This window comes from Ornithinimicrobium panacihumi (assembly GCF_052073805.1).
GTDB lineage: Bacteria > Actinomycetota > Actinomycetes > Actinomycetales > Dermatophilaceae > Ornithinicoccus > Ornithinicoccus panacihumi.
The window spans coordinates 405,622-419,332 of sequence record NZ_JBQGWG010000001.1; the positions used below are offsets into that span (position 1 = coordinate 405,622).

Consider the following 13,711-nt stretch of genomic DNA (forward strand, 5'->3'; position numbering starts at 1 on the left):
GGTTTCCCGTGCCCCGACTCCGCCTGGTGACCGACACCACCGCCGCCCTCACCGCCGAGCAGGCGCTGGCGGCGGGGGTGACGATCGTCCCCCTGCACGTCACCGTGACGGGCAGGCGGTCGGTGGAGTCGAGGCAGATCACCCCCGGCGAGGTCGCCGAGATCCTCGCCGAGGGCAAGGAGCGCGTCTCCACCTCGATGCCCTCCCCGGGCGAGCTCGCGCGCACCTACCGCCAGGAAGCCGCCGACGGGGCGCAGACCCTGGTCTCGGTGCACCTGTCCTCGAAGGTCAGCGGCACCGTGGAGGCGGCCGAGATCGCGCGTGACTCCGTCGCCGAGGAGATCCGGGTCGAGGTCGTCGACTCCGCGGTGCTCGGCCTGGCGATGGGGTATGCGGTGCTCGCAGGCTCCCGCGTCGCCGCCTCCGGCGGCACGGCCGAGGAGGTCGTCGAGACGGTCCGCGCGCACGCGGCCGCCAGCCGGACCTGGTTCTACGTCGACACCCTCGAGCACCTGCGCCGCGGCGGCCGGATCGGCCTGGCCTCGGCCCTGCTCGGGTCGGCGCTGGCGATCAAGCCGCTGCTGACCGTCAAGGACGGCGCGGTCGCCCCGGCGGAGAAGGTCCGGACCAAGGCCAAGGCGCTCGCCCGGCTGGTCGAGCGTGGGGTCGAGGCGGTCGAGGAGGCGCGCGCCGAGGGTCTGGAGGTCAAGGTCGCCGTCCTGCAGCTGGCCGCCGAGGAGTCCGCCGCCCAGGTGGCCGGGGAGCTCGCCGAGCGGACCGGCATCGAGCCGGACGTGGCCGAGGTCGACCCGATCGTGGGGGTCCACGTCGGCCCCGGCACGGTCGGCGTCGTCGTCGCGCCCCAGCCTCGGTAGACCTCTGAGACGCCCGCGGTGCACGCGCGCACCGCGGCGATGCGGCTCGGCCCGGACCCCGCGCGGTCGTCCACACCCTGGACTGCGGGCACGGGCCTTTCCACAGCGCGGCCGACGACCGTGAACCAAGCGCGCCATCTCCCTACGGTCGGAGGTCATGAGGGGTGGGGCGTCGGATGAGGAGACGGGTCTCGCCGGCGACGTCCACCGTCTCGCCGGTGATGGCGGCAGCCTCTCCGGTGATGCTGACCGTCTCGAGGACCTGCTCGACGACCCCGGAGCCGGACGTCCCTCCGGACCCTCCATTGGCCGTCACCGCCGTGGTGGTGGAGGCGTCCCGGTGCTGTCGGTGCCCGAGTCCCTGCGGTCGGTGGACCTGTCCGTGGGGCGGGGTGCAGTCCGGGGCATGCTGCTCGTCGCCGCTGTCGTCATCGTCGTGCTGGGTGGCCTCTGGGTCTGGACGACGACGATGGCGGCCCCCGGCGAGCCCGTCCATCTCGCGGCGGTCGACGAGGCGTCGAGCCAGCAGGAGGGCGGGGCATCACAGTCCTCAGCCCCGCCGGACGCGTCCCCGTCCCAGTCGTCGGGCCAGCCGGAGGACGGCTCACCGACCGGGCAGCCGGCCGGGCCGCCGTTGCTCGTCCACGTCACCGGACAGGTCGAGAGGCCGGGCGTCGTCGAGGTCCCGGCCGGGGCCAGGGTCCTCGACGCGGTTCAGCAGGCCGGAGGATTCACCGACGAGGCGGACCAGGCCGTCCTCAACCTCGCCCGTCCGGTCAGCGACGGAGAGCAGATCTGGGTCGGACGCCCGGGCGAGGAGCCACCTGACTCCGTGGGGCCACCACCGCAGACGGCTGGTGGCGGCGGTGCGGGTGGTGGGCCGGGCGGGGGAGACGGCGGCGGTGCGGGTGGTGGCGGAGGAGGTGGTCCGGGACGGGGGCCGCTGGACCTGAACACCGCAACCCAGGCCGACCTCGAGGGCCTCTCGGGAGTCGGGCCGGTGACGGCGCAGGCGATCCTGGCCTGGCGCGAGGAGCACGGCAGGTTCACCTCCGTGGACGAGCTGCTGGAGGTGAGCGGCATCGGGGAGAAGACCCTTGAGCGGCTCGCCCCTGACGTCACGGTCGGCCCGTGAGCCCGCTGGTCGAGGTGGATCGTCCCCGGCTGGACGGTCGCCTGCTGGTCCCGGCCCTCGTCGCCTGGGCCGCGGTGGTGGTGCTGCTGCCGCACCGTGTGCCCGTGGTCCTCGGGGTGGGTCTCACGTGCCTGGTCCTGGCGGGGCCGGTCGCCGCGCGGCGGCGCGTGACGCTGCTCGGGGCGCGGAGGCGCGCCACGGGGCTGCTCGCGCTCAGCCTGGCCGTCACCGGCCTGGTCTGCTCGGTGACCGCCGCCCATCTAGCCCGGGACCGGGCCGGCCCGCTGCCAGGCTGGGGCGAGGACCGCGCGGTCGCGGAGATCGTCGGGACCGTCACCACCGAGCCACGGGTGATCAGCAGCGGCGACGAACGACCTGGGCTGGTCGTGGTCGAGCTGCGGGTCGGCGAGGCCAGGGCAAGGGGAGAGTTGACACTCGGGGCGACGCCGGTGCTGGTGTTCGCCAAGGCCGGGGACGGCTGGGAGGAGCTCGCCTGGCGCAGCACCGTGCACGCCCGGGGCAGGCTCCAGGCGCCGGACGACGTGGGCCGGCCCGTCGCGGTCTTCCAGCCCCGGGGTTTGCCGGAGGTGCGGCAGTCACCGGGCCGCGTCCTGACCGCGACCGACCACGTCCGGGAGGCCTTCCGGCAGGCCGTCGACCCGTTGCCGGCCGACGCGAGAGGCCTCGTCCCGGGGCTGGTGATCGGCGACACCTCGCTGACTCCTGCCGACCTCACCGAGGCGATGCGCGCCACCGGGATGACACATTTGAGCGCCGTCTCGGGCTCGAACGTCGCGCTCGTGACCGGCGCCGTCGCGATCGTCGTGGCACGCCTCGGGGTGGGACGACGCTGGCGGACCCCGCTGATCCTGCTCGGGCTCGTCGGTTTCGTCCTGCTCTGCCGGCCCGAGCCCTCGGTGCTGCGGGCCGGCGTGATGGGCACCGTGGGGCTGCTCGCCCTCAGCTCGGCGCGCCGCCGGGTCAGCCTGCCCACCCTCGCGGCGGCCGTCATCGCGCTGCTGTGCGTCGATCCGTGGCTGGCGCGCTCGTACGGCTTCGCGCTGTCCACCATGGCCACCCTCGGCCTGGTCCTGTGGTCACGACCCTGGGCAGATGCCATCGCCGCCCGGCTGCCGCGACGGCTGTCCCTGGTCGGCGATGCCATCGCGGTCCCGCTGGCCGCCCAGGTCGCGTGCGCACCGGTGATCGTCCTCCTCCAGGGCAACATCACCACCGTCGCGGTCCTGGCGAACCTCCTGGCCGCACCCCTCGTCGCCCCCACCACCGTCCTCGGTGTCGTCGCCGCCGTCCTCTCCCCGGTGTCGCTCCTGCTGGGGACCGGTGTCGCCTGGCTCGCAGCGCTGCCCGCCTGGACGATCGGCTGGGTCGCCCGCCGCTGCGCGGACCTGCCCTGGGGCACCCTGGAGTGGGTCGACGGGGTCCCCGGCGCCTGGCTCCTGGCCGTCGTCACGGCGGCAGCACTGGCGAGCGGCCCGTGGTGGCGGGACCTGCTGCGACGCCGACCCTGGGTGGGCATCGTCGGCCTCGGCGCCGTCCTCGCCGCGATCTGGCCGACCCGGGCGCTGGACTCCTGGCCACCTCCCGGCTGGGTGGTGGTCGGCTGCGACGTCGGCCAGGGCGATGCCTTCGTGGTCCGCACCGGGCCGGCCTCCGGGATGCTCGTCGACACCGGGCCCGACCCCGACCCCCTCCACCGCTGCCTGCGCGACCTCCGGCTGGACCGCCTCGACGCGGTCGTGCTCAGCCACTTCCACGCCGACCACGTCGCCGGTCTGGGAGGTGCGCTGCGCGCGACCGGCGCGGAGACCGCATACCTGAGTCCGGTCCTCGAACCGCCCGAGATGAGCGACCAGGTGGCCCGAGAGCTCAGCTCCCACCGGGTCGCGCCGGTGACGCTGCGCGCGGGTGACGTCGTCCAGGTCGGGGCCGCGCGGGTCGAGGTGCTCGCGCCGGGGCCGGTGCCGGTCGTGGGGCAGTCGCCGGCCAACAACGGCAGCCTCATCCTGGACGTGCGGGTGGGGGAGCGGGCGCTGCTGTTCACCGGCGACATCGAGCCCGAGGGCGCCAGGCCGGTGCGGTCGTCGGTGGAGGGGAGGGACTACGACATCCTCAAGGTCGCCCACCACGGGTCGGCCGCCCAGGACGCGCAGCTGGTGGCGGACAGCCGTGCCGAGGTGGCGATGATCGGCGTCGGCCCGGACAACACCTTCGGGCATCCCGCCCCCAGCGCGCTGGAGCTGCTGCACGGGGAGGGGATGGTGGTGCTGCGCACCGACCTGGACGGCGACATCGCGGTCAGCGACGGGGAGGACGGGCTGCGCGTGCACCGGCGCGGGGCCGGCAGTGGGCCGTGACCGCTGGGGCAGGGGGGCCGGGCCCGCGGTGGCCCGGCTCGGAGCCAGCCCGGCGCGGACCGTGCGCGCCGACGTTCGCGCCGCTCACTCGGCCGCGGTGGCCACCTTGAGCTCCGCCGCGCTCGCGCACAGGGCGTCCAGCAGGGCCGCCACCGAGGGCACGCGCTTGAGGTCCGGCGTGGTCACGATCTGCACGACGCGACGCGAGGGCGGCGCGACCGGGCGCACGACCACGTCGGGGTGGGAGACCGAGTGCAGGATCAGCTGGGGGGCCAGGGCCACCCCGAGCCCGGCCGCGACCAGGCCCAGCACGGCGACGTAGTCCTCGGTCTCGAAGACCACGTCCGGCGCGAAGCCGGCATCGCGGGAGAGGGTCAGCAGGTGGCCGCGGCAGCGGGGGCACCCGGCGATCCAGCTCTCGTCCGAGAGGGCGGCGAGGTCGACCTCGTCCTGGGCCGCGAGCGGGTGGTCCTTGGGCAGGACGAGCATCACCGGGTCGGTGAGGACGTCGATGACCTCCAGGCCGCTGAGGTCGTCCTCGCCGCGGCCGGGGTCGGTGCCCTCGTAGGAGAAGGCCAGTGCCAGGTCGACCTCGCCGGCACGCAGCGCGGCCAGGGACTCCGGCGGCTCGGCCTCGGTGAACTTCACCGTCAGCTGCGGGTGCCGCGCCTTGAGCGCGGCCAGGGCGCGGGGCACGAGCGTGGCGGAGGAGGAGGGAAAGGCCATCAGGCGGACGCGCCCCTGCTGCAGCCCGGCGATCGCGGCGATCTCGCCCTCGGCCCGGTCCAGGGCCGCGAGGATCTCGGTGGCGTGGCGGGCCAGGAGCTGGCCGGCCTCGGTGAGGCGCACGGCCCGACCCGCCCGCTCCACCAGCACGGTGCCGGTCCGGTCCTCCAGCCGCCGCACCATCTGGGAGATCGCCGGCTGGGTGTAGCCGAGCGCGTTGGCCGCGGCCGTGAAGGTGCCCTCGTCGGCGATCGCCTTCATGACCCGAAGTCCAGCAGCGTCCAGCATCCGGCCATCATAACGGTGACTAATGTCCCGCGCCCGGGGTGCGCTCATGCCACGCCCCGCAGACTCATCTTCTGCGCCCAGCACGGCCCGGACATCAAGGGACCTTGGTCCCGTCCAACTGCGGACCGAAGCCTCTACTACGAAATGTCGGATCCTGCGATTGTTGAATCAGCCACCAGAACGCACACCCAAGGAGAGCTGGCTGACATGAGCACCATCGACCGTAGCGTTGAGCACGACCACGCCGTGGTTCGTGACGAGAAGCACTTCCTCCCGGAGATCGGTGGCTGGATGCTCGGCATCATGCGCATCGCCTTCGGTTTCTACTTCCTGTGGGCCTTCGTCGACAAGATGTTCGGCCTCGGCTTCGCGACCCCGGCCGAGCGCGCCGTGGTCAACGGCGGTTCCCCCACCACCGGTTACCTGGCCGGCGTCGAGGGCCCCCTCGCCGGGATGTACAACTCCTGGTCCGGCATCGCGCTGTTCGACTGGCTGTTCATGATCGGCCTGCTCGGCATCGGCCTGACCCTGATCACGGGCATGGGCGCCCGCGTCGGTGCCCTGGCCGGCGCCCTGATGTACCTGTTCATGTACGGCGCCTCGCTGCCCACCACCACCAACCCCTTCCTGGACGACCACCTCACCGGCGCGATCGTGATGCTCGTCATCGCCGCCATCCCGGCGAGCTGGGAGTACCTGGGCCTGGGCGAGATGTGGAAGCGCATCGCCCCCGAGTGGCTCCGCTGATCACCTGATCCTCTGAGCCAGATCCCCTGGACGCAGATCCCCTGACGTTCCGGTCACGAGGCCCCGGTCGAGACATCGACCGGGGCCTCGCGCGTGCCCGCGGGCAGCACAGTTGGCCCTGCGGACACGTGCACGTCGCCCACCGGTCGGCGTGCCCTTCACCGTCCCGTCACCTGCGGACGGTGCGCTTGGAGCGTGTTCCACCAGAACGCCCACGGCCCCGGCGTCGAGCCGCACGGCTGGGCCGACCCGGCCTCGGCCCAGCTCGGGGCGGCCCGGGCCACCGCCCACCACGGGCCCTCGGCCCGGCGCCCGCGCAGCGGGTCCGCCCTGTGCCTGTCCGGCGGCGGCTTCCGTGCGGCCCTCTTCCACCTCGGCGCCATCCGTCGCCTCGACGAGCTCGGGGTCCTCGGCCGGCTGCGCACCATCAGCGCGGTCTCCGGCGGGGCCCTGGTCGCCAACCTGCTGGCCCATCCCGACCTTGAGTGGCCCGACCCCCACGGCGCCCCGGCGCAGGTTGGCGGCCTCGAGGAACTGGTGGTCGACCCGCTGCGGCGGCTGACCGGCCGCAACGTCCGCACCCCTGCTCTCCTGGCGCGTCTGCGCCCCGACGCCTGGGGCCGAGCGGACGTCAGCATCAGCGTCCTCGCCGGTGAGCTCGAGCGCGCCGTCCCGTGGTGGGGGACGCCGCTGCGCGAGAACCAGCGCGGCGGCCCGGCGATCCTCACCGGGGCCACGGAGATGGGATATGGGGTCTCCTGGGTCTTCGCGGACGCCTGCACCTCCGCGCCGCGCGGACGGATCGGGGACCACCGGCTCGGGTATGCGGCACCACCTCCCGGGTTGCGCATCGTCGACGCGGTGGCCGCCTCCTGCGCCCACCCGCCGTGGTTCGGGCCGCTCACCCTGGACGGGACCCGGCTCGGGCTGGTCGGGGGAGTGCCGGACCTGGACGAGCCGCCGGAGGTGCGCGAGGAGATCGTGCGCCGCATACACCTCGCCGACGGCGGGATCTACGACAACTTCGGGCTCGAGCAGGTCTGGTCCGACCACGAGACGGTGCTGGTCAGCGACGGCGGCGCGGTCTTCCGCGGCCAGGTGGCCGGCAGCACGATCGGCCGGATGTGGCACCTGCTCTCGATCGCGGCCAGCGGGGGGAAGACCACCCGCCTGCGGTGGCTGCGCGCCAGCTTCTCCGCCGGGATCCTCGACGGCGCGACGTGGTCGCTGGAGTCGCCCAACACGGTCTCACCCGTCCCCGGTCACGCCCCGGAGGCTGGGCTGGTCGACGGCTACGCGGCCGAGCTGGTCGCCACGATCAACCGGGTCCGCACCGACCTGGACGCCTTCACCCCCGGCGAGCAGATGATCCTGGAGCGGCACGGCTACATCGTCTGCGACGCCTCCGTCCGGCGGCACAGCCCGCGGGTGGTGGCCCGCGACACCCCGCTGGTGCCGCCGCACCCGCAGGTCGCCGGCGACCAGGCCGCGCCGCTGCTGTCCCGCTCGGAGCGGATCACCGCGCTGGGGCGGCGCTGACGCGGGCGGGGTGACAGGATGGTCCGACTCATGACGACGGATCCCCACTCCCCGCACGTGCCGCCACGCACCGACGTCGACGACGACCACTACGACGAGCTCGTGGAGCTGGTCGCCGACGGCGAGGTCACCGTGCTCACCGGGGCCGGCATGTCGACCGCCTCGGGCATCCCCGACTACCGCGGCCCGGACGGCCAGCGCCGCGTCCAGCCGATGCAGCACGGGGAGTTCGTCACCTCCGCCGAGGGCCGGCAGCGCTACTGGGCGCGCGCCTACGCCGGCTGGGAGCGCTTCTCGGCCGCCCGCCCCAACGCCGCCCACCGCGCCGTCGCCGACCTGCAGCGTCTCGGGCTCGTCCGCGGGATCATCACCCAGAACGTCGATGGCCTCCACCAGGAGGCCGGCGCCACCGACGTCCTCGAGCTGCACGGCAACCTGGCCCGAGTCACCTGCCTGGACTGCGGCGAGCCCAGCACCCGCGAGCAGGTCCACGACTGGCTGGCCGCGGCCAACCCCGGCTTCCTCGAGCGGGCCGGCACCACCGGCGAGGTCCAGCCCGACGGCGACGTCATCCTGCCCGCCGACCTCGTCGAGTCCTTCCGGGCGCCCCGCTGCCTGGTCTGCGGCAACGACCGGCTCAAGCCCGACGTCGTCTTCTTCGGCGGATCGGTCCCCAAAGCCCTCGTCGAGCAGGCCTTCGAGCTCGTCGACGGCGCACGGCTGCTGCTCGTGCTCGGCTCATCACTCCAGGTGATGAGCGGCTACCGGTTCGTCCGCAGGGCGGCGAGGAACGGCATACCCGTGGCCGTCGTGACCCGGGGCGGGACCAGGGGGACGGCCGAGACCACCCTCCAGCTGGACAACCTGCTGGTCGACGTCCTGCCGAGGCTGGCGCGGGATCTCGCGCGCTGAGCCGTCGGTGTGGTGTGCTTGAGCAGCACAATGGCACCGCGGCCAGGAGGTCCCGATGGGAATCACGCAGGAACAGCTCGACCAGTACTTCGACGCCGAGGTCGTCGACCAGGACGGCGAGCGTGTCGGATCCCTCGGCGAGGTCTACGTGGACAACCGCACGGGCCATCCCGCCTGGGCCACGGTGCGCACCGGCTGGTTCGCCGGGCGCAAGGTCTTCGTGCCGCTGGCCACCGCCGAGCTGCGCGACGGGCGGGTGCTCGTGCCCTACAGCACCGAGATGATCAAGCGCGCGCCCGACATCGCCCCCGACGGCCACCTGTCGGAGGACAACGAGCAGGACCTCTACCTTTACTACGCCGTCGACGACGGGCCGGCGCCGTCCGCGTGACCTCGGCGACCGCCTGTTCTCACTTCATGCGGGGAAACCCACTTGACGCCGGTTATAACCGGCACCCAGGTCCACAAGGCGCATGAGGTGGACGACTCGTCGCGCCCCATCACCCAGCTGCCTGCCTCCGTGACGCTCCCGGTGCGTCGCTATCTGCACGCGGCGGACCGGCTGCTGCCCGGGTCGGTGGTGTGCTGCTGGGTGATCCGCCGGTGCGGCGGGGTGCGAGCGTCCCGGGACTCCCACAGCTCGCGCAGGAGTGACGCGTCGGAGGGGAGCATCTCGCGCAGGACGAGGCGCTCCGATGACGCCACCTCTTCGTCTCGCGCCGACTCAGCGGCCATGGGCCCACCCTGCCACGCGGTGCCCGGACCCGGACAGCACGATGCCGCCCTGGTCGAGAGGGCGGCATCGTGGGACTGGGGGAGCGGGGCGGTCAGACGCGGCGCAGGACGGCGGTCACCTTGCCCAGGACGACGGCATGGTCGCCGTCGATCGGCTCGTAGGCCGGGTTGTGCGGCATGAGCCAGACCTTGTCCTTGCCCTTCTTGTAGGTCTTGACCGTGGCCTCGTTGTCGAGCATGGCCGCGACGATGTCGCCGCTGACGGCGGTCGGCTGGCGACGCACCACGACCCAGTCGCCGTCGCAGATCGCCGCGTCGATCATCGAGTCACCGACGACCTTGAGCAGGAAGAGCTCGCCGTCGCCGACGATCTGGCGGGGGAGGGGGAAGACGTCCTCGACCGCCTCCTCGGCCAGGATCGGCCCGCCGGCGGCGATGCGGCCCACGACGGGGACGTAGGAGGCCTGCGGGCGGGAGTCACCGATGCCGGTCTCGTCCATCGTCGGCTCGGCCGGGTCGGTGAGGGTGCGACGGTAGCCGTGGCCGTCGTCGCCCGGGGTGACGACCTCGATGGCGCGCGGACGGTTGGGGTCGCGGCGCAGGTAGCCCTTGCGCTCCAGCATCTTGAGCTGGTGGGCCACGGAGCTGGGGGAGGTCAGGCCGACGGCCTCACCGATCTCCCGCAGGCTGGGCGGGTAGCCACGCGCGTCCACGGAGTCGCGGATCACGTCGAGCACCCGGCGCTGGCGGTTCGTCAGCTTGGCGCCCCCGTCTCGGTCGGGCATTTCGTGGATCGTTGCCATCTCTTCCGTCCCGTGTCCTCTGCCGCCCTGATCTGGCCGAACTGCCAGGTCAGACGGTCTTCGTGCCAGGTCTGTCAGTGCTCGGTGGTTGAGTCCCTGACATGAACCCATCGTACGAGCAACGGGAGCGTCGAGCAAACATCTGTTCGACGGCGTGTCGACAAATCCCGTACGTTCGTGCTAACAATAGGACAGACGTGCTATCGAACGCGCGTCCGAGTCTGAGGAGGACAACCATGAGCGCAGTCGCGATCGACCTGCAGGACCTGTATGCCGCACCGGCACCCGTCGCTGCATCCGCGCGTCGTCCCGGTGGTCACCTGCGTCTCGTCGCAGCGGACGAGCGTCGCTCCCCGGCCCGTGCCCTGCGGATCACCCGCCGTGGCCGCCTGGCCGTCACCAGCACGGTAGCGCTGGTCCTCGTGCTGGCCCTCGCCTCGGTCCTGGGCACCTGGGGCCCGGCCGCGGCCACCTCGGCCATGACCGTCCAGCCGGGCATGACGCTGTCGCAGATCGCGGCGGAGGAGCTGCCCGAGCTGCCGCTGTCCCAGGCCATCACCGACATCCAGCGGGCCAACAACCTCAGCGGCACCAGCATCGCCGCCGGGCAGGTCCTGGTCATCCCTGGTCGCTGACCCATCAAGGGTTGCTGGACCCGACCGAACACTGCAGCGGCCGGTGCCCCGAGGGGCGCCGGCCGCTGCGCTGTCCGAGGAGGTGCCGGGTCAGCCCTGGGGCTGGTCGTCCGCCGGTCCGGGCTCGTCGAGGGAGCGCACGGCCTCCCAGACGACGGGGAGCTGCTCGGAGGGGATGAAGTAGCCGCTCAGGTGGGGGTCGAACATCAGCCCGGCGATCCCGGCGTTGGCGTAGGACCCGGCGGTGTCCACGACCTCGTGCGGCGGCAGCGCGATGGCGCTGAGGTCCTGGTCGGGAGCGATCATGCCGTTCTGCACGGCGAAGTGACGGGCCCGCTCTGAGTTGGTGAAGGCCAGCAGCATGAGCTGCCCGTCGATGGTCGCCGCTGCGGGGGACTCCTGCCCAGGGTCGCCGACCGCGACGAACCACCAGTGCGGCAGACCCATCGTCGCGCGCCACAGCTCGGTCATCCCGGTGTGGTCGTCAGGTCCTTCCACACGTGCGGCGAGCAGGTCGGTCTCGGTCTCCGCCGGGGGGAGCAGAGGGTCCTGTGGCGTGGAATGGTGGGCGTCGGTCATGCCTCCATCGCACCACATCGCGGCCGGGACCGGGGTATCAACGCGCTGGAGGCCCGGCGCCGCCTGTGGACGGACGGCGGGGATGTCGGTGCGGGCAGATAGCGTCGGGGTCATGTCAGTCACCGAGCACGAGACCAGCCACGCTCCCGTCGACCAGGCCACCGTGGACCAGGCGCGCGAGGCCCTGCGGCGGCTCGTCGGGCGGCCCGAGGCCGACTTCCGTGATGGTCAGTTGGAGGCCGTCCTGGCCCTTGTCGAGCAGCGGTCGCGGGTGCTGGTGGTGCAGCGCACCGGCTGGGGCAAGTCGGCCGTCTACTTCGTCGCCACCGCCCTGCGCCGGGCCGCCGGGGCGGGGCCGACCGTCATCGTCTCCCCGCTCTTGGCGCTCATGCGTGACCAGATCGCCGCAGCCGCGCGGGCCGGCGTGCGCGCCGTCACGATGAACTCCGCCAACGCCACCGACTGGGACGACGTCCGCGCCGCCCTTGCGGCCGACGAGGTCGACGTCCTCCTGGTCAGCCCGGAGCGGCTCAACAACCCGCGCTTCCGCGACGAGCAACTGCCCGACCTGGCCCGCCGCTGCGGGCTGCTCGTCGTGGACGAGGCGCACTGCATCAGCGACTGGGGCCACGACTTCCGTCCCGACTACCGTCGCATCCGCACCCTCCTGGAGACCTTGCCCGAGGGCACCCCCGTGCTGGCCACGACCGCGACCGCCAACGAGCGGGTCGTCGAGGACGTCGTCGAGCAGCTGGGTGCCGGCGGGGCCGAGGTGACCACGATCCGCGGCCCGCTGGCCCGTGCCTCCCTGCGCCTGGGGGTGCTGCCGCGGCTCACTCCCGAGCAGCGTCTCGGTTGGATCGTGGCCCACCTGGGCTCGCTGCCCGGCAGCGGCATCATCTACTGCCTGACGGTCTCCGCGGCCGAGGACGTCGCCGAGGCCCTGCGCGGCGTGGGGCACACGGTCTCCTCCTACACCGGCCGGACCGACCCCGACGAGCGGGAGCGCCTCGAGGCAGCCCTGCGTGACAACGAGGTCAAGGCCCTGGTCGCCACCAGCGCGCTGGGGATGGGCTTCGACAAGCCTGATCTGGGTTTCGTGGTCCACCTCGGGGCACCCAGCTCTCCGGTGGCCTACTACCAGCAGGTCGGTCGTGCCGGACGCGCCACCGACCGCGCCGACGTCCTGCTGCTGCCGGGCTCGGAGGACCGTGACATCTGGTCCTACTTCGCCACCGTCTCGATGCCTCGCCAGGACCAGGCCGACGCGGTCCTCACCGCTCTGGCCGAGGCGGGCCGACCGCTGTCCACGCCTGCGCTGGAGACGATCGTCGACGTCCGCCGCACCCGGCTGGAGCTGCTGCTCAAGGTGCTCGACGTCGACGGCGCGGTGGAGAAGGTCCAGGGTGGCTGGGTCGCGACCGGGCAGCCCTGGACCTACGACAAGGAGCGCTACCAGCGCGTGGCCGACGCCCGGATCCGCGAGGCCGAGCTCATGGTCGCCTACCAGCAGACCACCGAGTGCCGGATGGCCTTCCTCCAGGAGTGCCTCGACGACGCCACCGCCGCGCCGTGCGGACGGTGCGACACCTGCACCGAGCCCTGGTATCCCACCGACATCCCCGAGGAGGCGGTCGGCACGGCCCGGCAGTCTCTCGGCGCCGTCGGGGTCCTGCTGGATCCCCGGGCGCAGTGGCCGACCGGGATGCCGCGCCTCGGCGTCGAGGTCAAGGGCAAGATCCCGCCCGAGGAGCAGGCCGAGCCCGGCCGTGCCCTGGCCCGCCTCTCCGACCTCGGATGGGGCCAGCGGTTGCGGGCCGTGCTGCGGGACGGCACCTCGCAGGTGGGTGACCCCGACGACCCCGAGCAGGAGCTGGTCATGGGCCAGCCGGTCCCCGAGGAAGTCGTGCGAGCGGTCGTCCAGGTCCTCGCCGGCTGGGACTGGGCGGCTCGCCCCGTGGGCGTCGTCGCCATGCCCTCGCGCCGTCGTGCCGCCGTCACCGGCTCCCTGGCGCACCAGATCAGCACCATCGGCCGGCTGCCGCTGCTGGGCACGCTAGACCTGGCCCACGGCGGGCCGATCGGGGAGCCCGGCGGCAACAGCGCCTTCCGGCTCGCCAACGTCTGGGACCGGATCGTCGTGGGCCCCGAGCTCTCCGCGACCTTGGCGCAGACCCACGGCCCGGTGCTGCTCGTCGACGACGTCGTCGACTCCCGCTGGACCATGACCGTGGCCGCCAGAGCGCTGCGCCTGGCCGGGGCCGACGCGGTGCTGCCGCTCGCCCTGGCCATCGAGGCCTGATGGGCGTCCATGTCTCAGCAGGAGCGCGACTTCATGCGGCTTGTGGACCTGTGTGCCGGT

13 protein-coding genes are annotated in these 13,711 nt (G+C 73.2%); 9 read left to right on the forward strand and 4 right to left on the reverse strand.

The features are described 5' to 3' along the window. Positions 1 to 26 precede the first annotated feature (26 nt). From ACTMMA_RS01910 to ACTMMA_RS01920, 3 genes are all read left to right on the forward strand, one after another. Positions 27 to 875: a DegV family protein gene (locus ACTMMA_RS01910; RefSeq protein WP_441188401.1), complete on the forward strand. Its 849-nt coding sequence runs from the start codon at positions 27 to 29 to the stop codon at positions 873 to 875. A gap of 157 nt (positions 876 to 1,032) precedes the next feature. Then, the gene (locus tag ACTMMA_RS01915) at positions 1,033 to 2,010 is read left to right on the forward strand and encodes a helix-hairpin-helix domain-containing protein (protein WP_441188402.1); all 978 of its coding nucleotides are present in this window, start codon (positions 1,033 to 1,035) and stop codon (positions 2,008 to 2,010) included. Beyond that, entirely contained in the window at positions 2,007 to 4,385 is a 2,379-nt protein-coding gene (locus tag ACTMMA_RS01920) for a ComEC/Rec2 family competence protein (RefSeq protein ID WP_441188403.1), read from the forward strand. Before ACTMMA_RS01915 ends, ACTMMA_RS01920 begins: the two co-directional genes overlap by 4 nt. A gap of 84 nt (positions 4,386 to 4,469) precedes the next feature. Here the strand turns inward: ACTMMA_RS01920 and ACTMMA_RS01925 are convergent, their stop codons facing one another. Beyond that, positions 4,470 to 5,399 (reverse strand): LysR family transcriptional regulator, encoded by a 930-nt coding sequence (locus ACTMMA_RS01925; protein ID WP_441188404.1) that lies wholly within the window; start codon positions 5,397 to 5,399, stop codon positions 4,470 to 4,472. A 207-nt stretch (positions 5,400 to 5,606) separates the two neighbouring features. Between ACTMMA_RS01925 and ACTMMA_RS01930 the strand changes: the two genes are divergently transcribed. The 4 genes from ACTMMA_RS01930 to ACTMMA_RS01945 all read left to right on the forward strand — a co-directional run bounded on the left by ACTMMA_RS01930 (position 5,607) and on the right by ACTMMA_RS01945 (position 8,988). Next, positions 5,607 to 6,146: a hypothetical protein gene (locus ACTMMA_RS01930; RefSeq protein ID WP_441188405.1), complete on the forward strand. Its 540-nt coding sequence runs from the start codon at positions 5,607 to 5,609 to the stop codon at positions 6,144 to 6,146. 195 nt (positions 6,147 to 6,341) lie between these two features. Further along, positions 6,342 to 7,685, forward strand: coding sequence for a patatin-like phospholipase family protein (locus ACTMMA_RS01935; protein ID WP_441188406.1), 1,344 nt, complete (start codon positions 6,342 to 6,344; stop codon positions 7,683 to 7,685). Positions 7,686 to 7,715: 30 nt separating this feature from the next. After that, positions 7,716 to 8,597 carry a Sir2 family NAD-dependent protein deacetylase gene (locus ACTMMA_RS01940; protein WP_441188407.1) on the forward strand — a complete coding sequence of 294 codons (882 nt, stop codon included), beginning with the start codon at positions 7,716 to 7,718 and terminating at the stop codon, positions 8,595 to 8,597. Positions 8,598 to 8,652: 55 nt separating this feature from the next. Further along, the gene (locus ACTMMA_RS01945) at positions 8,653 to 8,988 is read left to right on the forward strand and encodes a PRC-barrel domain-containing protein (RefSeq protein WP_441188408.1); all 336 of its coding nucleotides are present in this window, start codon (positions 8,653 to 8,655) and stop codon (positions 8,986 to 8,988) included. A gap of 149 nt (positions 8,989 to 9,137) precedes the next feature. Here the strand turns inward: ACTMMA_RS01945 and ACTMMA_RS01950 are convergent, their stop codons facing one another. After that, positions 9,138 to 9,332, reverse strand: coding sequence for a hypothetical protein (locus tag ACTMMA_RS01950; RefSeq protein ID WP_441188409.1), 195 nt, complete (start codon positions 9,330 to 9,332; stop codon positions 9,138 to 9,140). Between the two features lie 92 nt (positions 9,333 to 9,424). Further along, positions 9,425 to 10,135, reverse strand: coding sequence for a transcriptional repressor LexA (gene lexA, locus ACTMMA_RS01955; RefSeq protein WP_441188410.1), 711 nt, complete (start codon positions 10,133 to 10,135; stop codon positions 9,425 to 9,427). A 236-nt stretch (positions 10,136 to 10,371) separates the two neighbouring features. Between lexA and ACTMMA_RS01960 the strand changes: the two genes are divergently transcribed. Beyond that, positions 10,372 to 10,770 (forward strand): LysM peptidoglycan-binding domain-containing protein, encoded by a 399-nt coding sequence (locus tag ACTMMA_RS01960; protein WP_441188411.1) that lies wholly within the window; start codon positions 10,372 to 10,374, stop codon positions 10,768 to 10,770. Between the two features lie 90 nt (positions 10,771 to 10,860). Here the strand turns inward: ACTMMA_RS01960 and ACTMMA_RS01965 are convergent, their stop codons facing one another. Next, positions 10,861 to 11,349 (reverse strand): hypothetical protein, encoded by a 489-nt coding sequence (locus ACTMMA_RS01965; protein WP_441188412.1) that lies wholly within the window; start codon positions 11,347 to 11,349, stop codon positions 10,861 to 10,863. A gap of 112 nt (positions 11,350 to 11,461) precedes the next feature. Here ACTMMA_RS01965 and ACTMMA_RS01970 point away from each other — a divergent pair, with 112 nt between their 5' ends. Continuing rightward, positions 11,462 to 13,651 (forward strand): RecQ family ATP-dependent DNA helicase, encoded by a 2,190-nt coding sequence (locus ACTMMA_RS01970; RefSeq protein WP_441188413.1) that lies wholly within the window; start codon positions 11,462 to 11,464, stop codon positions 13,649 to 13,651. The last annotated feature ends 60 nt before the right edge of the window (positions 13,652 to 13,711 follow it).